The 20,466-nt window shown below is 26.5% G+C and carries 19 protein-coding genes and 1 pseudogene; 11 read left to right on the forward strand and 9 right to left on the reverse strand.

Annotated features, from left to right (window positions below; translation table 11 throughout):
• Positions 1-4: 4 nt before the first annotated feature.
• The 3 genes from T324_RS0110500 to T324_RS0110510 all read left to right on the forward strand — a co-directional run bounded on the left by T324_RS0110500 (position 5) and on the right by T324_RS0110510 (position 3,613).
• Positions 5-1,132 carry a sodium ion-translocating decarboxylase subunit beta gene (locus T324_RS0110500; protein WP_028330216.1) on the forward strand — a complete coding sequence of 376 codons (1,128 nt, stop codon included), beginning with the start codon at positions 5-7 and terminating at the stop codon, positions 1,130-1,132.
• A 76-nt stretch (positions 1,133-1,208) separates the two neighbouring features.
• Positions 1,209-1,898 carry a M48 family metallopeptidase gene (locus T324_RS0110505; protein ID WP_028330217.1) on the forward strand — a complete coding sequence of 230 codons (690 nt, stop codon included), beginning with the start codon at positions 1,209-1,211 and terminating at the stop codon, positions 1,896-1,898.
• A 290-nt stretch (positions 1,899-2,188) separates the two neighbouring features.
• Positions 2,189-3,613, forward strand: coding sequence for a DUF4026 domain-containing protein (locus T324_RS0110510; protein ID WP_028330218.1), 1,425 nt, complete (start codon positions 2,189-2,191; stop codon positions 3,611-3,613).
• 65 nt (positions 3,614-3,678) lie between these two features.
• Here the strand turns inward: T324_RS0110510 and T324_RS0110515 are convergent, their stop codons facing one another.
• The 4 genes from T324_RS0110515 to T324_RS0110530 all read right to left on the reverse strand — a co-directional run bounded on the left by T324_RS0110515 (position 3,679) and on the right by T324_RS0110530 (position 6,233).
• A complete protein-coding gene (locus T324_RS0110515; RefSeq protein WP_028330219.1) occupies positions 3,679-4,095 on the reverse strand; it encodes a secondary thiamine-phosphate synthase enzyme YjbQ in 417 nt (138 codons plus the stop codon).
• Between the two features lie 20 nt (positions 4,096-4,115).
• On the reverse strand, positions 4,116-4,535 hold the full coding sequence (locus tag T324_RS0110520; protein ID WP_028330220.1) for a C-GCAxxG-C-C family (seleno)protein: 420 nt from the start codon (positions 4,533-4,535) through the stop codon (positions 4,116-4,118).
• A gap of 11 nt (positions 4,536-4,546) precedes the next feature.
• Positions 4,547-5,521, reverse strand: coding sequence for a beta-ketoacyl-ACP synthase III (locus T324_RS0110525; protein ID WP_028330221.1), 975 nt, complete (start codon positions 5,519-5,521; stop codon positions 4,547-4,549).
• 91 nt (positions 5,522-5,612) lie between these two features.
• Positions 5,613-6,233, reverse strand: a complete 621-nt coding sequence (locus T324_RS0110530) for a queuosine precursor transporter (protein WP_028330222.1) — start codon at positions 6,231-6,233, stop codon at positions 5,613-5,615.
• Positions 6,234-6,529: 296 nt separating this feature from the next.
• Here T324_RS0110530 and T324_RS0110535 point away from each other — a divergent pair, with 296 nt between their 5' ends.
• A complete protein-coding gene (locus tag T324_RS0110535) occupies positions 6,530-7,357 on the forward strand; it encodes a CAP domain-containing protein (protein ID WP_028330223.1) in 828 nt (275 codons plus the stop codon).
• A gap of 55 nt (positions 7,358-7,412) precedes the next feature.
• Here the strand turns inward: T324_RS0110535 and T324_RS0110540 are convergent, their stop codons facing one another.
• Positions 7,413-11,150: a DUF2723 domain-containing protein gene (locus T324_RS0110540; protein WP_028330224.1), complete on the reverse strand. Its 3,738-nt coding sequence runs from the start codon at positions 11,148-11,150 to the stop codon at positions 7,413-7,415.
• A gap of 316 nt (positions 11,151-11,466) precedes the next feature.
• On the opposite strand from T324_RS0110540, the gene T324_RS0110545 reads away from it, so the two are divergent.
• The 6 genes from T324_RS0110545 (at position 11,467) to T324_RS0110565 (ending at position 16,239) form a co-directional block, all read left to right on the forward strand.
• Complete coding sequence (locus tag T324_RS0110545; RefSeq protein WP_028330225.1) at positions 11,467-11,949, forward strand: hypothetical protein; 483 nt, start codon at positions 11,467-11,469, stop codon at positions 11,947-11,949.
• A gap of 787 nt (positions 11,950-12,736) precedes the next feature.
• Complete coding sequence (locus tag T324_RS0110550; RefSeq protein WP_028330226.1) at positions 12,737-12,949, forward strand: hypothetical protein; 213 nt, start codon at positions 12,737-12,739, stop codon at positions 12,947-12,949.
• A 148-nt stretch (positions 12,950-13,097) separates the two neighbouring features.
• A complete protein-coding gene (locus T324_RS18530; RefSeq protein ID WP_245580685.1) occupies positions 13,098-13,331 on the forward strand; it encodes a hypothetical protein in 234 nt (77 codons plus the stop codon).
• A 7-nt stretch (positions 13,332-13,338) separates the two neighbouring features.
• Entirely contained in the window at positions 13,339-13,947 is a 609-nt protein-coding gene (locus T324_RS17195) for a hypothetical protein (RefSeq protein ID WP_245580686.1), read from the forward strand.
• Between the two features lie 634 nt (positions 13,948-14,581).
• Positions 14,582-15,148: a hypothetical protein gene (locus T324_RS0110560; RefSeq protein WP_028330227.1), complete on the forward strand. Its 567-nt coding sequence runs from the start codon at positions 14,582-14,584 to the stop codon at positions 15,146-15,148.
• A gap of 194 nt (positions 15,149-15,342) precedes the next feature.
• A complete protein-coding gene (locus tag T324_RS0110565) occupies positions 15,343-16,239 on the forward strand; it encodes an Rpn family recombination-promoting nuclease/putative transposase (protein ID WP_028330228.1) in 897 nt (298 codons plus the stop codon).
• Positions 16,240-16,296: 57 nt separating this feature from the next.
• Here the strand turns inward: T324_RS0110565 and T324_RS0110570 are convergent, their stop codons facing one another.
• The 4 genes and pseudogenes from T324_RS0110570 to T324_RS18540 all read right to left on the reverse strand — a co-directional run bounded on the left by T324_RS0110570 (position 16,297) and on the right by T324_RS18540 (position 18,709).
• Positions 16,297-16,929 carry a hypothetical protein gene (locus T324_RS0110570; RefSeq protein WP_028330229.1) on the reverse strand — a complete coding sequence of 211 codons (633 nt, stop codon included), beginning with the start codon at positions 16,927-16,929 and terminating at the stop codon, positions 16,297-16,299.
• 87 nt (positions 16,930-17,016) lie between these two features.
• Positions 17,017-17,205: a hypothetical protein gene (locus T324_RS18535; protein WP_028330230.1), complete on the reverse strand. Its 189-nt coding sequence runs from the start codon at positions 17,203-17,205 to the stop codon at positions 17,017-17,019.
• A gap of 44 nt (positions 17,206-17,249) precedes the next feature.
• On the reverse strand, positions 17,250-17,756 hold the full coding sequence (locus T324_RS17200) for a hypothetical protein (RefSeq protein WP_245580687.1): 507 nt from the start codon (positions 17,754-17,756) through the stop codon (positions 17,250-17,252).
• A 440-nt stretch (positions 17,757-18,196) separates the two neighbouring features.
• Positions 18,197-18,709: pseudogene (locus T324_RS18540) on the reverse strand (hypothetical protein).
• 468 nt (positions 18,710-19,177) lie between these two features.
• Here T324_RS18540 and T324_RS0110595 point away from each other — a divergent pair.
• A complete protein-coding gene (locus T324_RS0110595) occupies positions 19,178-20,179 on the forward strand; it encodes an NADP-dependent oxidoreductase (RefSeq protein WP_028330231.1) in 1,002 nt (333 codons plus the stop codon).
• Positions 20,180-20,466 lie beyond the last annotated feature (287 nt).

Below are 20,466 nucleotides of genomic sequence, written 5' to 3' on the forward strand. Positions count from 1 at the left end.
ATATATGAATAATGCTTTAGGTTTGGATTTTAACAATTTACTTACAGGTTTTTATCCGCCGTCTTTTGCCCAAATTATTATGATACTTTTGGGGGCATATCTTATATATATGTCCATTTATTATAAAAGAAAACCTTTACTTCTTCTTCCTATGGGAGTTGCGATATTAGCTGCTAATATGCCTCTTCCTAAAATGACTGAAGATGTTGTAACTGGATTTTTAGGTTTAATACATAGTGGGGCAGACAGCGGAGTTTATCCTGTTTTAGTATTTTTTGCTGTTGGTACTATGATAGATTTAGGGCTTGTGCTTGCCGATCCTAAAAATTTCTTTATAGGTGCTAGTTCACAGATTGGAATATTTTTGATATTTTTTATTATGAGTTCTTTAAATATAAGTGAAGGATTATCTGCAGCTACTTCTATTATAGGAGCTGCTGACGGAACTTTAGCTATGTATATGGCTTCTTTGATTACAGAGCCTAAATACTTTGCTGCTATTGTTATGTCAGCATATATTTATATGGAGCTTCTTCCTCTTCTTCAATCTGGTCTTACTAAAGTTTTAACTACTTCAAAAGAGAGAAAAATATCTATGGAGTATTTAAGATATGTATCAAGAGGAGAGAAAATAATATTTGCTGTTATAGCTATGGGACTTTGCGGTATATTTTTAGCTAATTCATTTCCTTTAATAGCTGCACTTTTATTTGGAAGTATTTTAAGAGAATCTGATATAATAAAAAACTTTTCTGTTACATTGCAGAAATCTATTACTGGAATACTTACAATGCTTATAGGAATAGCAATAGGTTCTTCTGCTTCAGCCGAATATTTTATGACGCTTGATACAGTTTTAATATTTGCTTTCGGTTTATTTTCATTAGTTTTAAGTACAACTATAGGTGTTATAACTGCTAAGCTTATTAATATAATTTCAGGCGGAAAGGTTAATCCTATAATAGGTTCTGCCAGCTTGAGTGCTTTCCCTGTACCTGCTTGGGGAGCACATATTTACGGACAAGAAAATAGTTCTTCTAACTGTCTTCTTCTTCATGCTATGGCTGTAAATATATCTGGTATTATATCCGGAGCTATTACAATGGGTATACTTTTGACATTTTTCCACTAATTTTGCAATTTTTAATATACATACAAATGTTAGAGCCCTTATATAGGGCTTTAATATTTTAACGGTAAGTCAGTATATGAGCGAAGTAATAATAAAATATAAAAGAATAAAAAACATATACATAAGAGTAAAACCAGATTTAAACATATATGTAACAGCACCTAAAAGGGTTACTAAAAAATATATATACGAACTTTTAGAAAAAAGGAAAGATTGGATAGAAGATAAAAAAGAAGAAATTAAAAAGAAAAATATTTATGATACAAACAGAAAAAAATTAAAAAGTGGCAATGAAATATTTTATCTTGGTAAAAGCTATATATTAAAAGTATTAAAATGCCAAAAAGAAAATATAATTATTGCAGGCAGAATTATGTATATGTATGCTGATATAAAAGACGATGAGAACGATGATGCAAAAATAAAGCAGATACTTCTTGATAATTGGTACAAAAAAGAGGCATTGAAATTATTTGATTCATTAATAAAAAAATACAGCTCTATTATGGGATTGGAAATTGATACATTTAGTGTAAAAAAATTAAAAAGCAAATGGGGTTCATGCGATGTTAAGAAAAAACATATTACTTTAAATCTTGAACTTATGAAATATCCAATACAATCAATAGAATACATAGTTATCCATGAGTTGGCTCATCTTATAGAGGCAAATCATAGTAAGAAGTTTTATAATGTTGTAAGTATTTATATGCCTGAATGGAAGAAGCATAAAAAGATATTAGATACATTTTTTAATAACTTATAATGAATTTTTATTTAATTTACATACCCCGCCCTATAAATTTATTAATATTATTTTAAATATTGACTTTATATGTATTAAAAATTTTTTTATAAAAAGCACACCCGCCCTAGTTTTTATTAACGCACGTTAAACTAAATTTCTAGTATAATAAAAATTAGAATCATATGTAAATGTATATTTTTAATTTTATTTAGCGTGCGGTAAACATAAAAAATATAAAAAATGCTATATAAAATTATTGTTATTTAATGTATAATAAGAAAAAGTTTATATCAGAGGTGCAAATACTAATGGATTACAATGAAAAATTATATAATGTATTTTCAAGCGGCGAACAAAGATTAGAATCATGGATGGCTGCAGTATTTACTAAAGAGTATGATCATAATATGACTATAGATGAACTTAGAGATATACTGTCTGAGTCCGATGAGTATTTGATAGTTGATTTAGAAGAAATAGAAAAATCTAATTTTATAAGAGATAAATCTAAATGGGAAGTGGCTGTAAAACTTCAGTATTTGCCTATGGTTATGGATGAAGAAGAGCATGAATGCGGAGGAGGATGCAGTCATTCCGAAGGCGGATGCAAATGCCATAGCAATGAAGAAAATAATGAAAATGAAGAAGAAAATAAAGATGAACTAAGTTTTTATATTGCATTAGTTGATGCTTCTACTGTTACTGAGAATGTACCAGAAATATTTTCTGTGAATACTGTAAGAGAAGAAGATTATAATGAAGCATGCGGATGCAGATATGCTGTACATGTTTCTACAACATTTGATAATTTTCAGCTTACAGATTATCAAAGACAATTAAAATTATTAGATAGTTTAGTTCCGGAAGCATCTATATTTTTGGATATGTCATGTTATACAGCACATTCCGGAGATTGGCTATCATATACTTCTACTTTTGCTTTGCCTTCATCTTTGGATTATCTTTATACTATACATGCTGTTTATGATGATGATAAAGACCCTAATAAAGTTGAATATTGGTTCCATACGCATGGACTTTACAGAGTAGGATCTATTGAATTGGAGATAGTTGGAGTGGAAGATTCAAATGCTGCTTACGGACAATTGTTAAATACATGTGCTAAAATGTTTATAGAAAGAGGAGTACCAGAACCAGGATTTAAATTTAATCCTGCATATAATGTTTATGTATGCTGGCTTCCTTGGGAAGAAGCTTTGAAAAAACTTAATATCGCAGATGATGTTCCAGGAAGTGCTAAAGATAGAAATGATGGAGTGCATAATACTCCTTCAGGAATTCTTGTTGCTGTAGATAAGGATGGAAATTATCATACACTTGATTATTATAAAAATGAGCTTACAGATAATCCTATGTTTATGATGAGTTACTTTGAAACTTCTCTTATGAGAGAGGCTGCTTTTGAAAAATTAGAATATTTCTTAGAATTATTGGATAAGAATAAAGGTGATGAAAAAACTTCTTTCTTGGTAAAATTAGGATATGGAGAGACAGAAGAAAACCCTAATGATTTAGAGCATTTATGGTTTGATGTTCATGATTTTACTAATGACGGATATTTTGATGCTACTTTGATTAATGAGCCTTATAAAGATTTGGGTATGCATGAAGGCGATAGAGGAATGCATAGTATAGAAAGGCTTACAGATTGGGCTATATATACAGAAGAATCACAGTACAATTCAAGAAATATTTATCTTTTATTTGATTAATATAAAAAAACAATGGGGTAGTGTTCTATTATCCCATTGTTTTTAATTTATATTTAAAGAAAAAATTATTCGCCAATTATTTTTATCAATACCCTTTTTAATCTCTTTCCGTCATATTCTCCATAAAATATTTGCTCCCAAGTACCGAAATCAAGTTTGCCGTCTGTAACAGCAACAACAACTTCTCTTCCCATTAATTGTCTTTTAAGATGTGCATCGGCATTATCTTCATATCCGTTATGCTTATACTGACTATGAGGTTTTTCAGGTGCAAGTTTTTCAAGCCAAACTTCAAAATCATTATGAAGTCCGTTTTCATCATCATTTATAAATACGCTTGCTGTGATATTCATAGCATTGCATAATATTAATCCTTCTTTTATACCACTTTCCTCTAAGCATTTTTGAACTTCTGGCGTTATGTTTATATAACCTCTTCTTTTTGGATAATTAATCTCTAATACTTTTCTGTATGATTTCATAATTACTCTCCAAATAGTTTTTAATTTATTCTATAATCTTTATATTTTTCCATTAAATAATCAAATATTTTAGCTGCTTCAAGTATTAAATAGCGGCATCCGTTTTCGGGATCTCTGTATTTTTCTACCAAAGTTGCACAGTCAATAGCATTCATTTTTTCATTAAATGTGTTTATGAATTCTGATTCTATCTCTTTTAAAAGTGTTCCTTCATGTCCTTTTTCTCTTATGAAAGCCTTAGATAAAGCCATTATACCGCCTGTTAATATACCGCATGTAATACCTACAGCCATTCCTCCTCCAAATCCGGCAGCTAGCTTTAAATCATCTCTATTGATTCCTAAATTGTATATATCATTTGCACCATAGAGCATTTTTTCAGCACAATTCAAATCTTCTGCTTTGCCGAATCCTGAATACAGATATTCATATAATGTCATAATAAAAACCTTTAAAATTTAATTAAAGTAGAGCCCCAAGTAAGACCAGCACCAAATGCAGTTAGAAGTACATAGTCTCCATTTTTGATATTTCCAGATTCAAAAGCCTCTGTAAAAGCTATACCTACGCTTGCTGCTGATGTGTTGCCGTACTTTTGTATATTAACATAGAATTTATCATCACTTAATCCTAAATTTTTAGCAACAGCATTCATTATTCTAGTATTAGCTTGATGTGTTATTATTAATGATAAATCTTTTAATTCCAAATTGGCATTTTTTACTGTTTTGTTTATAGTGTCATCGAATGTTTTTACAGCCTTTTTAAATACTTCTGTACCAGCCATATATATAGTATTGGTTTTATCCTCAACATTTTCTTCAGTTATAGGAGATGCACTTCCTCCTCCTTTTACTATAAGTATTTCATCATTAGCTTCAGCCCCTATGTCAGTAGAAATAATGCCTTTATCTCCTTCTTCAGCTTCTAATAAAGCAGCACTCACCCCGTCTCCAAAAAGTATTGCAGTGCTTCTATCTTGCCAATTTACTATATCAGAACATTTTTCTGCTGCTACTATTAAAACTTTTTTACATTCTTTACTTTCTATCAATGATGCTGCAGTATTTAGAGCATATATATATCCAGAACATGCAGCAGATATATCAAATGCAAGGCATGAATTTTTTATATTAAATGCTTTTTGAATAACTCCTGCTGTTGAAGGAAATGTGTATGATTTTGTAGAAGTTGCTACAATTATAGCGTCGCAGTCATCTATAAAAGCTCCTTTCTCTTTTAACTTATTCACAGCTTTAATAGCCATGTCTCCTGAACTTTCTGTTTTATCAGCAATTCTTCTCTCTTCTATACCTGTTCTGCTTACTATCCAATCATTATTTGTATCCAATGTTTTTTCTAAATCATAATTTGTTATTATATTTTCCGGTAGATACGATGATAAATATTTAATATTAGCTTTCATGTTATTTTCACTCTCAAGTTTATTTATTTTATTGTATTAATGTCAAAAGATAACAATTATATCATTTTATGTCAATACTGTTTTTTTAGTATTAATTTTTCTCTTTTACTAAATAAATCATAGGTACGCTTATAATAGTAACAGCATATTTTACTACAAAGTTAAATATAAATATACCAACTAAAGCATCAAAAGGCAATGCACCCCAGAATGCTATTGCAACAAAAACTAAATTATCTACTGGTATACTGAATGCATTGCTTATTAATACTCTAAGCCATTGATGTTTTTTCGTTATTTTTGTAACAAAGAAATGATATATCTCTGTATCAACTAATTCTGATAAAGTTGATCCTACAATAGAAGCTATTGCTATTCTTAAAACAGGACTTAATGTTAATTGAAAAGCCTCATTAAATTCCCAGCTTGCATCGGCAGGTATTTGAGATATTATATAAAAATAAATAGGAGAGAAAATATTTATTATAGCAGAAACTATTATAAGTTTTTGAGTATTTTTCTTTCCTATAGTTTTATGCGCCATATCTCTTATTGTAAATGCTAATGGATATAAAAATGTTCCGCCATCAACTGCAAGAGTAAGTACATTTGCTATTTTTACGCTTGCTATGTTTGATATCATTTGACATGCTATGTATGAGCAAATTATTAAAATAGTTATAAATGAAATTTTGTATTCTTCGTTTTCCATGATTCCCAGCCCAAAATTTTTGTATATATACGATGCTATATAATATATTAAAAAATAATTTTAGTCTATATTATAATTAATCATTTTTATTACTTTAATAAAATCTTTCGATGTAAATGTATTATAAATGAATTTTGTATCAGTTTTAAATTACTTGATTTGTTTAATGTATGCAGAAATAAAGTAAAAAAAGCATATTTGCATGTTAGTGAAATTAGAAATTTTATTTACTGCGCGTTAATAAAAATAGTTTTAAATGATATAAAGTGTTAGATTATTTAATGGAGGTATTAAAAATGAATCTGTACAAATCAATATTATTAATATTATTCTGTTTAGCAGTTTTTATTCATCCAGTTTTTTCACAAAATAATAGTGAAGCTGATGAGATATTAAGGCTTATAAATGAAGAGAGAAAAAAGTCAGGGCTTACTGAATATAAAACAGAAGAACAGTTGAAAAAGGCAGCTAATCAGAGAGTAAGAGAAATAGCAGGAGGAATAAGTAAATCTACAGCTTTGAAGGATAATAATATACAATTTTCTTCATATTCTGAAAATTCTATAATAGCTAATATGAGTGTAAATGATATATTCAATCAAATATTAAAAAGCAGTAAAAATCTTATTTTAAATAAAACATTTACCCATGCAGCTGTAGGAGTTTATGAAAGTAACGGCAGAAAATATTGGGTTATGCTTTATGTAGCATCAAGAAATAATGATATAACAAGAGATAAATTAAATGCAGATAAAGAGAGAAAAAGAGTTGTTGAGCTTGCTAATGCTGCTAGAAAAGACAATGGTACATCTTCTCCTTTGATTCTTGATCCTACATTAACTGAAGCAGCACAGAAGAGAGCTGAAGAATTGATAAAATTATTTTCTCATACTAGACCGGATGGTACTCAATTTTTAACAGTTTTAAAAGAATATAATGTTACATATAATACTGCTGGTGAAAATATTGCTAATGGACAAGTAGATGCAGATGATGTAATGAAGTCTTGGCTTAATTCCCCAGGACACAGGGCAAATATATTAAATGGTAAATTTGGGAAAATAGGTGTTGGAGTATTTGAATATAATAATAATTTATATTGGGTACAGATATTTACAAATTAAGCAAAATAAAAGGCTTACTAACTAGAATTAGTAAGCCTTTTTTATTTTTAATTATTTATTGTACTCCGCCTGTAGTTCCTATATACTGCATTATCTGAAGTCTTCTGCTTTCAACATCTTTGTCTAAATTAGCTATCACTTCATTATTGGCAGCTAAAGGAGACATTCTTTTTCTAAAGTCATTGTAAATATTTAAGGCTTCTATAATTTTGTTCTGTTCTATATATATATGACCTATAGCATATAAAGCAAAAGCACCATCTTGTGTTAAATCATTGGTGTATTTTGAATATGTGTATATAGCCTCATCATACATTTTATTGTTTAGATAAATATTAGCTAAATCAAATTCTAAACCTGTTCTCTCTTCTTTGGTGAGATCCGGCATTTTTAGAGTTTCATTTAATGTATTTATAGAACTGTCTGTATCTCCTATATTAGCATAAAGTATAGATATATCTTTATTAACATTAACTAACTGTTCTCTGCTTCTTGCTCTTTTTCTAGCCTCAAGTTTAGCCCATAAAGTTTCATCAATATCTTGTCTGTTTTGATATACATAATTAGCATAAGAAGAATAACTTTCAAAAGAATCTTCTTTCATAGCCTGTTCTTTTAAACTATCTGTCTGCTGTCTTGTAGTTTTTAGCTGTGCATCTATTCTAGCCATAAATTGTTTTATTTGCTGATAAGTTTGATTTTGTTCTCTAGCAGCATCTCCCATATCTTTGCCTCTATGGAAAGTTTTTTCAGCTCTTGCAAGTACATCTTTAGCTTTGTTTAAATATTCTGCCTCTTTATCATAAGGCGTATCTTTTGAACGTGCTAAATATTCATAAGAAGCAGCTAAATTAAAGTATGCAGGATAAATAAGTTTTTCTAATTTTATAAGCTCCTCAAACATTACAGCAGCTCTTTCATAATCATTGTCTAAAATAGCCTGATTTCCAACAGCAAAATATACATTAGACATATCAAAACCTATTGTAAGCATTTTATCTTCTTCTGCTCTCTTTAAGTTTTTGTACTCTTCTATTTTTTGATTAGCTTCTGCTCTAGTCATTCCATTTTTAGCAACATCCTCATTACCCATAAAGTCAAGTAATTTCTGATATAATTTTATTTTTCTGTTATACATATCTATTTTAGCAAGAGAATAAGAACTAACAAATATTTCTCTTGTTAAGAAGTCATAATGAGAAATCTCTTCCGGTGTTCCCTGCATAGTATAGCTGTTCCAATAATCCTCTTCAGTTTTATATTGAGGGAAAGGAAGCTCATACATTTTTACAAAAGTTATTTCTTCATTGCCGTTATATGTATTTTTTCTTTCAACGGATATTAAACCTTCATCTAATAAAGCATTTAAATCAGCAGCAACTTTTTCATTCTCATAATCTCTTTTTAAATTAAGCAATGCTATATTTTTATAGTCATTTACAGTAAGAACTTTAAAGAACTCCAATTCATCAACTAAAGCATATTTTATAGGCTGCACTTTAAATACAAGTCCGTAAGCCTTAAAATAGTAATCCCCAAGTCTATGAAGTCCGTCACGTCTCCAAGCCATGTAATAAGGTCTTCCTGAATCTATGAAGTCTTTATCTACAGCATCACTAATATCTCCAAGCCATCTGCCATCAGTTTTCATAAGGTTACCATATATTCTTTCAAATACATTACCTTTTTGGTCATATATTTTTAAATCTGGTCTTCTTCTTTCAACCATAGTATAATATACAAGTCCGAATACTTGGTTGTCTCCTCCCTCTGTTGCAAATATAGCATTATCAGGAAGAGAGTTCATCATATTGTATGAATAGTCATGGTTGCTGTAATCTTTTGAGTTATTATTACGGCTGAAATTCATAACGAATATAGGAATCATTATTGCAAATATTGCTATGAGTGATATTGCATGATAAGGTTTTAATTTTGTATCTGCTGTTTCCTCTAAAGCAGGTTTTAATACATTTTTAATATTAGTATTAAAATATTCCATATACCATTGAATACCGAAACCTATTATTACAAGCATATACAAAGTTGCCGGCAAGAAAAATACTTCAACGAATGATAAAGTTCTTACACTTGGAGGAGGATTAGTATATGCCATTAATGATACTGCAAAACTTAAGAGTCCGAATACTGAGAATATTCCCATAAATCTGTTTTTCTTAAATATTTGGAATAATCCCGGTATTAAGAAAAGAACACCTAATACAGTTAATTGAGTTTTGAATATATTTATTAATGCACTAACCTGTTCCGGATGCAGTATGAAAGCAGCAGCAACATCATTTCCTGAAGTTCCGTACTGTTTTCTATGTATCATACTGAATAAATAGCTTAAATTTTCCCATCCTGAAGGCTCATTTAATTGTCCCCAGTTTAGAGGAGGTAAAGCTCTTGCTCTTATAGGCATGTAGGCATATATCATAACTCCCACTGCAAGCATTAAAAGCATTTTATAATAAACTATTGATATTCCTGTTATAAAGTCATTATCATTATTGAATTTGTCTATTTTGCATAAGAAATATCTATAAACCAAGCACCATACAAGCACTAAGAATAAAGGCCAAAATACTAGGAACATTCCTTTATAAAGTGTAGGGTAGGTTGGTGCTTTTAAATTTCCTAACATATCAGGTCTTAAATATGAACCATTAGCCAATGCTGTAAATATATCGCTTAATATATTCATATCAGAAAATGGTTTAAATATTATAGAAAATATTGAATCATTAGAAGCTACTCCAGGAGGGAAATATAAATAAGCTTCATAATTCATAATAAATCTGTAATATCCAAATCCGCCTATAAATAATAATACTAAAAATACAAATATTGATATAAAAGAAGTTTCTATATTATTAATGTATCTGTCTTTATGAACTAAGAATAATACAACTGCTATGAACAAAAGAGGAGCAAAAGCAAAAGGCAAAGTTACATGGTGATTGGCAAGTGCTACACCATAAAGAAAACCAAATGCCATTAAATGCTTGCTTCCATAATAAGGAATTTCATCGCTTGCATGCTTCCATACATTTTCAAACCAATAAACTAGTATTAAAAGCATAGAAGCTATTTGAAGTATATTTAAGCTGTAAACTTCTGCCATAGTAGCCTGTGCCCACATATTATCAGATATAGCAAATGCTACACTTGCAAGTAATGCTGGTATTTGTACTATTGGAGAAAATCCTCTTTCGATTCTGTTTTGTCCTAATACTTTTACCATAATAAGATAAAAGAAAATCATTGAAAATGCTGCACAAGTACCAGAGAATAAATTTGTTCTCCAAGCAATATTTCCAATAGGTATATAAGTAAATAACTTAGACATCAATGTATAGAAAGGATATCCCGGAGCATGTCCTACACCCAAAAAATAAGCGGCAGTTGTAAGTTCTCCGTTATCTCCTGCTGATAGCGAAGGTGTTAATGTAAACAAATACAAAAAGAATGTGAAAAGAAAAGCAGCAGATGCGAATATTGCATCTATTTTTGAAAGATGATAAGGCTTTATCTCATATCTTTTATAAATAGGCTCCTGATTGTCATTTTTAGAAAAGAATTTAGAAAGTATATTTCCGCCGTTTTCTTTACTAGTTTTTTCTTTTTTATTATTATTTTTTGTATTGTTTTTTTGATTATTTTGGAGGTTGTTAATATATTCTTCTATTAACCCTCTGTCTTTTTCTAATTTTTTTGTAAGCTCATCAATGCTTTTATTTTTATAATTAGCTTTGATATACTCTTTTTCCAGATGAGAAAGTTTAGCCATTTAGTTATTTCCTCTTTATTAAAATAAAAAAATTATATATCTATCCTAATAGTGACATTTTAAATAAATAATTTTAAGAATTAAAAGAAATATTTTTTAACAAGTAATATTTAGTTAAAAAATGCAGTCCTTTTGCTTCTTTGGGTCACCAAAAGAAGTGGGGTGCGGGGCAAAGCCCTGCAAAAATTAGCTATAGTAGATTATTATATAATAAAATCGCTTATTATTCAAGAATGTAAAATAGATTTTATATTGAAATAAAACTTGTTTTAAATTATAGTAAAATTATATTTATTAGTTATATTCAGGAAATAAAATGAACTTCTTAAAAACAAATAGAGTAACTATTATACTAATATTTATTATAATTTCTTACATATTTTATAATGATTTGATAAAAAATAATAACAATAAAGAAATTAACATTTATAATTTAAATTATATAATAGTAGAAGATAACTGTATAATAGAAGATAATTATAACACAGACTCTGATATTAAATATCAAAACATAAGAAGAAGATACAAAAGTGATCTTGACCTTGAAGAAGATAGAGTATTTATTATGTTTATAGGCTCCCTGATTATAGGTTTTTTATTTAGTTTTATATTATTATCAAAAAATAGCTTACCTAAAAAAGAATTAATTGCTGCCAAAATAATACTCATTGTATCTGTTATAATTACAGGGCTAATTATTTTTATAAATTATGAGAATATAAAAAACATATTGGAGTATTTATCTTCACCTATAGGCTTTATAATAGGCTTTGTATTGGGAAGATTAATATTTAAGTAAAAATAATATATTTACTTAATTAAACCTTATTCTAATCCCCTCCCTTTAAGAATTGTTAATCTATTTTTTATTAAACTTTATTTAGATTTAAAAGTTTATATTATATTTTTATCACCCGCCCAAGCTTTATTTAGAATTAAAAAATTTACTAAGCGCACGGTGAATAAAATTTATGATATAATTAGATTTGAATTATAATTAAATTTATATTTTTAGTTTTATTCTGCGTGCGTTGAAATATGCAGCAAATTTAAAAAAATCTTGGGTGGGCAGCTGAAATAACAGTTAAGATAAAAAAGAAAAATAAGGCAGAAATGACTAATAAAAACAGAAAGCCTAAAGGGTGGGCGAGTGTAATTAAGTTTTAAAACTTATTTTAATTCCCGCCCTTTAAGATTTGTAAGTCTATTTTTTGTTAATAATCTTCATCTATGTTTAAAAGTTACATTTATAATTTTACCCCACCAATTTTTTTAAATTTATTATTCTATTACCGCACGCAGAATTAAACTAAAAATATAATTCAAATTTTATCATTCTTTAAATTTCATTTACCGTGTGTTAAATCTAATCAAAGCCTAATATATATTATAATTAATCTTTCAGCTAAATATAAAATACCATTTCATAAATAACAACAAAAAAGTAACTATATATAGAAAAATAAAATTATTAAAATATGTTTTTATATTTTTTTGTAAATAAATATTGACAAAATTTAACTTTTATATTACTTTTTTACATAATGTCATTTAAGAGGTATAAAAATGAAAAAAATTATTTATTTATGGTGTTTTTAACCATTGTTAATTTTTGGGGATGTGCTAAAAACAATAATGTTACAGCTCCTTATGCAAGTATTAAAAAAACAGAAGTTTCATTTTCATATTTAGATGATCAGTATCAAATTGTAAACAATAAAACTGATAATATATTAATGAGGACAAAAGATATAGCAAAAAATTTTTCTTTAATCTCAAAAAAAAACAGGAGAAAATGAATATACAGCTATAATAACTGATGAACAAAATAATATATCTGTTGCTATGGTATAATTTAATTTTAAAATTTGTATTTACAAATAATGTAAAAATATTTGGTAAAATTGGAAAAGAATTTAAAATTCAAATAAATTAGGAAATTATATTATGAAAATAAAGTTACTCTTAACCATCATCATAACTATTTTATTGTTTAATATTAATATTTTATATTCAATAAGTTTTTCTCCTGAAATCGGCATATTTATGAATATAGGAGGTTCTAAAATTTTTACTGAAACAGATGTGGGATTAAAAAAATCAGATAAATCTTATTATCAATTTGGAATATACAGTGCATATTATGATACTATAAAAAGGCGATATCTTTTTAGATTTTGAAGCTGTTTTGCAATTAGGTGCAAAATATAATATTAATAATAATATTGTTACTGGCTTAACTTCCCTTTTAGAAATAGGATATAGTCCTTATATAATAAGCACAAAATATGAAGGTAAAAGCGGAATTAATAACTATATTTATACTGATAGAGTTATTCTTTATAGTTTAGTTTTAGGAGTATTAGAAAAAATAGTTTTTAATAACTTCTCTATAGGAATAGGAGGAGGATTACTGATTCCTATAGCAGGCTTAGGTACTTCTAATAATATAGAATATGATAATAATTCATTAGTTATTCCATCAAAAAATAAATTAAGTTACTATGATATAAAAAGACTATTTAAAGTTCCTGTTGCCCCATATATAAAGATAACTGCCGAGTATGCATTCAAGCCTTATAAAATTGATAATGCTGAAATGGATTTTGTACTTGGTGTGTATTTGAATTATAATTTTGGTATGCAGTATGATGTTTCTATATTAAATGAATATACACCACAGCAAACTATACCTCCTACTATAGGACTTTTTAAAGGTGATATATATCATAAATATGATTATTCCAATTTGGATTTTGGGTTTACATTGGGTGTTTCTTTTAGAGCTTTAGAATAATTTGATATTTGATAAAAACCGTTATGATAGTGAATATATCATGGCGGTTTTTAATTTTATTCTAATTCCCCGCCCTTTAAAATTTATTGTTTTATTTTGAATTTCAGTATTAATTATATTTAGAATCGAATTAGAATTTTTGGCACCCGCCCAAGCTTTATTTAGAATTAAAAAATTTACTAAGCGCACGGTGAATAAAATTTATGATATAATTAGATTTGAATTATAATTAAATTTATATTTTTAGTTTTATTCTGCGTGCGTTGAAATATGCAGCAAATTTAAAAAAATCTTGGGTGGGCGGCTAAAATAACAAATAAGGTTAATTAAAGAAAGATAATACAAAAATGACAGTGATAATAAAAAGCCTAAAGGGTGGGCAAATGTAATTAAATTTTAAAACTTATTTCTAATTCCCCGCCCTTTAAGAATTGTTAATCTGTTTTGCTATCAAATTTCATTTAGATTTAAAGGTTTATATTATCTTTTTAGCACCCGCCCAAGTTTTATTTAGTTCTGCGTGCGTTAAATTAATTCTTATTTTTTATTAATACATTATGTAGGTACTTGAAATAAGAATCAATTTATGATAAATATGTATTAATTTCGGTAAGCGGTTTTTTAAGAGGTTTATATGAAGATTAGTATATTAGCGGCTGTATTAATTATTATTTCTTTTGTATTCTATAATGAAATGATAAAATATAATTATAATGTATATAATATAGAAAATGAAGAAATCAGCATTTATAATGGAAACTATATAGTAAGTGATAATGATATTATTTTAGAAAATAGTTATGATTTTAATAATAATATAGAAACTAAAGAAATTAAACGCAGAAGATGGAGAGATAGAGAGCATCCTAACTTGGATTTTGAAGAGGATTCAAAAGATTTATATGTGAGATTAGTAATAATATTTATGGTAGGATGTGCTATTATAGGCGTTTTGATGGAGATAATCTTTTTTAGAAACTACTCTTATAAATTTTATATTATTGTACTTGCTGTAATTCTCGTAATAAGTTCGGTTATTATTTATAAAATACATGAAAACTTAGCTATTTTTAATATGGCTGGAAGTATAGAGAGCATAATAGAATTATCAGCTTTCTTTTGTGGCGGTATACTATCTTTTATAGCATTGTCAATTAGTAAATACCTTAAAACTAAGGATAATAAAAAAAATAATGAATAATTATAAAGATTTAATGCTTGTATGATTGATGCATAAACTTTTTATAAATTTGTTTTTGTGTATGCATAAAAAAATTATAAAAATAGGCTGGATTATAATGTAAAAAGTATTTGTTGTATATATAAATTGAAAAACTAAAATTTTTAGTATAACAACAACATTTACTTTTATTGTCTTTTTGTTATAATTTTTATATGAGAAATATTAACAGAATGAACGATTACTTTGTGCGTTATCTTTTAGGCTCTCTTGGTAATGAAGATATACTAGAAAATATAGTCAATTGCGTACTTAGAGATTCAAAATTTGATGAAGTACATGATTTGGAAATTATAAATCCGCATAATCTTCCTGAAAATATTAATCTCAAAGAATCTGTTCTTGATGTGAAAGCTAGAACAAAAGATAATAAAAAAATCATTATAGAGATACAATTATCTGGAAATATTGATTTTGTAAAAAGAATATTTTATTATATATCTAAAAATGTGGTAAGCGAAATTAATGAAAATGAACCTTATAATACTATTATTCAGATAATAAGTATTAATTTTGTTAACTTTAATATGGACTTTTATGATGAAGGTAAGCCGCATAGATGTTTTAAATTAATAGATACTGAAAATCATAATGTGTCATTAGATATGATGCAGATGCATATAGTTGAAATACCAAGATTTATAAAAATTCTTAATAATTCAAACATGGATGATATTAAGAAAAATAAAATATTATCTTGGATAGAGTTTTTTACGGTTAAAGATTTAGATAAAGTTAAAGAAAAATTGAAGGAGGTCAATAATATTATGCCTAAAGTAATAGATAAATATGAAAGATTCATATCAAGTAAAGAAGAAATGGAAGTTTATAATGCTAGAGATGCATTTCTATACGGTCAAAATTTAATGTTAAAAAGGGAAAGAGAAGAAGGTATAAAAGAGGGTATAGAACAAGGCATAGAACAAGGTATAGAAAAGGGTATTAAAAAAAATCAAATATTAGTAGCTAAAAATATGAAAAATAAAAATATGGACATTGAACTTATAGCTGAATTAACAGGATTAGATATTAAAGAAATAGAAAAATTGTAAATTTTCTCATTTTGAATCTATTATAAAAAATAGAAAAATTAAAATTATTAATATATCTTATTTTGATTTTCTCTTTTCAATTCTTTTAATTATATAAATAATTAAAATTACAGATAAAATTAAAATTAATCCTATAATTAGATACTCTTTTAATGTAATATCCTCGAATAAAACCGAATTAAAAAGATTGTTGTATCCTAATAATAAGTCAGCAATATTTCTCTGAGTTGATAAGGTAGATTTCAAATCATTAGTATAATTATTTGTAATGTTTTGATTATTGATAGCTGTATCATTTATAGTGGATGGGGCATTAAAAAATGATGCATATAAAAGTATAAGAAAAAATATTAAAGCAACAATTAATGTCTTTTTTATATTATCTTCATTTATATTAAATAATGCCGTTATAATACCAATTGCTATAAATATATATTCATAAGTATTTTCAGTGTATTTTATTATAAAAAAAACTGATACTCCAAAAAAAGCTATTATTAATATTATAATTATACCCAAACCTATACCATTACTATCACCAATGAACTCATCAAAGCTAAAATCTCCTTTAATTAAAACTAGTATTAAAAACACTATTATAAAAGAGCATAAAAATAATGCTGACATTCTAAATAAATCATTTTCTGGTATATTGATTTTGTATATTAAATTAAAAATAATATCTTTCATAAATATTTTATATATCCTTAATGCTTAATATATTTGCGAGTAGTAATTCCTGCTGCTATACTTAAATATTCTTTGGCAGTTATAATATTATCCTTTAACATAAAGAAAGCAAATATAGTAATTGCAATCCATAGTAAATGGAAGAAAATTAATTATTGCCTCCTTTTTATTTTTTAATCCTTCTTTTTTTATTTTATTAATTGTTAAAGTAGGTACAATAAAAAGAATGGCTCTTATATAAATATTTTCTTCTTTATGTTTTCTCTTTCTTATCATAACTGCCTTATATTTTTACTATGAATATCTTTCTAAGAAAGTATCTAGTATTTTCTAAAAATTATTGCACTAAATGCTAAATATTCTATTTTACTTTTAGCATTAATAACGCATAAAACTGTTATAGTAATAACATTTGCAAATAAAAAAAGTGTGAATAGCAAACTTTTTTTATCCTCTTTCATTGTTCTGTAGAATTCTTTAATTTCATTCTTTGTATTTGGTATAATACCTGTAAATATAGCCAATATAGCATATAACAAAGAAACTCTCATAAATATAGTATTAAAAAAAGCTTTTGCCGTATAATATTTTATAAATAAACTATTTTTTATATGTGTTGTCAATTCCACTTTCTTTTCTTCTTTTGATATATTTTTTAAATAAGTTGTTTCTAAATAATTTTTTATATTTATTTCTACTTCTTTTGCAAATCCTATATTTGTATCTCTGTAAGAAAATATAATTATAAGAGCAGGAGGTATTATAATAGGTGAAAACAAAAATATTGCAAAAATTATTATAGATTTTGCAGATTCTTTTTTATCCATTTTAAGCCTTTATATATATTATGATTAGAAAAATATAAAGACAATACTTTTTTATTATAAAATAGACTTTTTATATAGGCAATAAAACTGTATTGTGTAAATTAATAAATGTCTAATTAAGTAGCATTTTATTTTTCATAATCCTAAATATATTTTATTACATATGTTTTTTTTGTCAATACGGCATATATGTTTATTGAATTATAAATTGAGTTAGCTTATTGTAAGCGTAAAATTAAACTATTAAGCAAAAAATTTTTAACTTTGTCAATTTTTTTATTATTATTTTACCACTGTACATTAAACGAAACTGTCAATATAATTATTTTATTAGTCTTTTTGCAACTTTTTTGGCAAAAAAAGTTGATAATAATTATATAATATGCGGTAGTCGGAAAAATGAAATCGTTTCAGTATATATTTTTAGAATACTAATAAATTTATGTTATTTTCCTAATGATAACATAGGCTATAAAACCGAAAATCACTCCGCTGAAAGCTAAATATTCTCTATTACTTTCCATATTTATTACTGTTACTATTAAAACGAATGCCATTAATGCCAGAGTAATCAACCCTACTAATATTGTTTCTATAGTCTCTCTAATATCTTCTTTTATTTTTTATATCTTCATGATAATATTTTTGGGCTATAATTGCGGTAATTGCAAGCGATAATATATAAGTCAGTCCATATACAATTAATACTCTTATACCAAGAATTTTCAAATCCACTTTTGAGCCGCTATATTTAGATGATGAAGTTCCTTTTAATAATAATGATGTTATTATTTTTTGAAGTACTTCTTCTTTGTCAAAATTTGCTGCATTAGTTTGTTTATTATTATCTATTATTTCTTTTTTTCTTTTATATTTTTATCAGCCATAGCAAAAAATGATATTGCAGTAGATGGTATAATTAAAGATAAGAAGAGATATATTATTAAAGCTATTACATTATCTTTGCCATCATTTTTTTCTTTTTAATTTTCATTTTTATTTAACTACTCTTTAATTAAAATTATTTTTTATCATATATAGTTTTTCAATTCTAATGTATATAGGTTTTTTGTCAATACGGTATATATGTTTATTAAATTACGCACGGTAATGTATTTATATAAATAATCAAAATAATATTTATAAATTAGCTTTTTTATAAGTCTAGTTTAGCGTGCGGTAGTATGCATTATGATTTAAAAAATTACTGTGTAAGTTAAAATAATAATATCAAATTAAAACAATATAATTTAATATCTAAAATACATTTATTTTATGAACTACAATATATGTTTTATATGTATTGCAATATATGTAAACATTATTGTTACTGCATTAGTAACAATAAATACTTAAAACTTTCATATTGATTTATATACTACATAAATTTATTTTTATAAAAAATAATAAATGGAGATATTATGAAAGCTATTCAAATAAAAAAATATTTAAAAGATATAGATATAAATATTGCCGATATTCCAATACCTGAAATCTCTGATAATGATGTATTAATTAAGGTAAAGGCAGCGGCAGTAAATCCTCTTGAGATATTAATATTAACAGGTGCTGTAAGACTTATACAAGATTATAAAATGCCTTTAACATTAGGTAATGAATGTTCTGGTGTAGTTGAAAGTGTAGGAAAAAATGTAACCGATTTCAAAGCAGGAGATAAAGTTTATACTCGTTTGACTATATCAAAAATAGGGGCTTTTGCTGAATATGTTGCAGTAGATAGTAAATTTATATCTCTTATTCCTAAGGATTATGATTTTATTACATCTGCTGCAATACCTTTAACTGCTCTTACTGCATATCAAGCATTTACAGAAGAATTAGAGGTTAAATCTGGTGAAACTGTTTTAATAACTGGAGGTTCTGGAAGTTTTGGGGAGCTTGCCGTTCCAATTGGAAAATACTTAGGTTTAAATATTATACTTTCTGGAAATGAAAGATTAAAAGAACATTTCATCAATTTAGGGGCTGATAAATATATTAGTTACAATAAAGAAAATTACTCAGAATTAGTTTCAAATGTTGATTATGTTATAGATACTCTTGGGGCGAATGAATTTGACAGAGAATTATCAGTATTAAAGAAAGGAGGACGTCTTTTGAGCTTGAGAACTAGCCCTAATAAAAAGTTTGCTGAAGATAATAAACTTCCTTTTTTCAAAAAATTATTATTTTCTCTTGCAGGTTATAAGTATGATAAAAAAGCAATGAATGAGCAAAAAGAATATCGTTTTATGTTTGTACGTGCTGACGGAGAACAGCTTCGTAAAATTACAAAAATTGTAGAAGATAAAAATATAAAACCTAAAATATATTCTACAGTATTTAATATGGATAATGCTTCAGAGGCTTTAAAATGCGTTTTACAAAAACATACAGATGGAAAAATAATAATATCTATGTAATTAGTTTTTTATTGAGTTACGCACGGTGTGAAAATTCTTATACATAATTAAAATTATAATTAAAAAAATAATCAAATATTTATAATTTCATTATTCGTGCGGTGAATATATTTTTAAACTTAAATAAATCTAGGATGGGTGTTAAAATAACAGATAAAAACTAAAAAGAAATATAACACAAAAATAACAGTGATTTTAAAAAAGTATAAAGGGTGGGCATATGTAATTTGAGTTTTAAAGCTTTATTTACATACCCCGCCTTTTATTCTTTATAAACTTATTTTGCA

This window comes from Brachyspira alvinipulli ATCC 51933 (genome assembly GCF_000518245.1).
GTDB lineage: Bacteria > Spirochaetota > Brachyspiria > Brachyspirales > Brachyspiraceae > Brachyspira > Brachyspira alvinipulli.

Excerpts from the sequence above, each read along its gene's own strand:
- T324_RS0110500 (WP_028330216.1), top strand. The coding sequence starts at position 5 with ATGAATAATGCTTTAGGTTTGGATTTTAACAATTTACTTACAGGTTTT.
- T324_RS0110540 (WP_028330224.1), bottom strand. The coding sequence starts at position 11,150 with ATGGCTAAACTTTCTCATCTGGAAAAAGAGTATATCAAAGCTAATTAT.
- T324_RS0110515 (WP_028330219.1), bottom strand. The coding sequence starts at position 4,095 with ATGAAATCATACAGAAAAGTATTAGAGATTAATTATCCAAAAAGAAGA.
- T324_RS0110505 (WP_028330217.1), top strand. The coding sequence starts at position 1,209 with ATGAGCGAAGTAATAATAAAATATAAAAGAATAAAAAACATATACATA.
- T324_RS18530 (WP_245580685.1), top strand. The coding sequence starts at position 13,098 with ATGAAAATAAAGTTACTCTTAACCATCATCATAACTATTTTATTGTTT.
- T324_RS0110570 (WP_028330229.1), bottom strand. The coding sequence starts at position 16,929 with ATGAAAGATATTATTTTTAATTTAATATACAAAATCAATATACCAGAA.
- T324_RS0110550 (WP_028330226.1), top strand. The coding sequence starts at position 12,737 with ATGGTGTTTTTAACCATTGTTAATTTTTGGGGATGTGCTAAAAACAAT.
- T324_RS0110530 (WP_028330222.1), bottom strand. The coding sequence starts at position 6,233 with ATGGAAAACGAAGAATACAAAATTTCATTTATAACTATTTTAATAATT.
- T324_RS0110545 (WP_028330225.1), top strand. The coding sequence starts at position 11,467 with ATGAACTTCTTAAAAACAAATAGAGTAACTATTATACTAATATTTATT.
- T324_RS0110525 (WP_028330221.1), bottom strand. The coding sequence starts at position 5,521 with ATGAAAGCTAATATTAAATATTTATCATCGTATCTACCGGAAAATATA.
- T324_RS0110535 (WP_028330223.1), top strand. The coding sequence starts at position 6,530 with ATGAATCTGTACAAATCAATATTATTAATATTATTCTGTTTAGCAGTT.
- T324_RS0110520 (WP_028330220.1), bottom strand. The coding sequence starts at position 4,535 with ATGACATTATATGAATATCTGTATTCAGGATTCGGCAAAGCAGAAGAT.
- T324_RS0110595 (WP_028330231.1), top strand. The coding sequence starts at position 19,178 with ATGAAAGCTATTCAAATAAAAAAATATTTAAAAGATATAGATATAAAT.
- T324_RS0110510 (WP_028330218.1), top strand. The coding sequence starts at position 2,189 with ATGGATTACAATGAAAAATTATATAATGTATTTTCAAGCGGCGAACAA.
- T324_RS17200 (WP_245580687.1), bottom strand. The coding sequence starts at position 17,756 with ATGGATAAAAAAGAATCTGCAAAATCTATAATAATTTTTGCAATATTT.
- T324_RS0110560 (WP_028330227.1), top strand. The coding sequence starts at position 14,582 with ATGAAGATTAGTATATTAGCGGCTGTATTAATTATTATTTCTTTTGTA.
- T324_RS0110565 (WP_028330228.1), top strand. The coding sequence starts at position 15,343 with ATGAGAAATATTAACAGAATGAACGATTACTTTGTGCGTTATCTTTTA.
- T324_RS18535 (WP_028330230.1), bottom strand. The coding sequence starts at position 17,205 with ATGATAAGAAAGAGAAAACATAAAGAAGAAAATATTTATATAAGAGCC.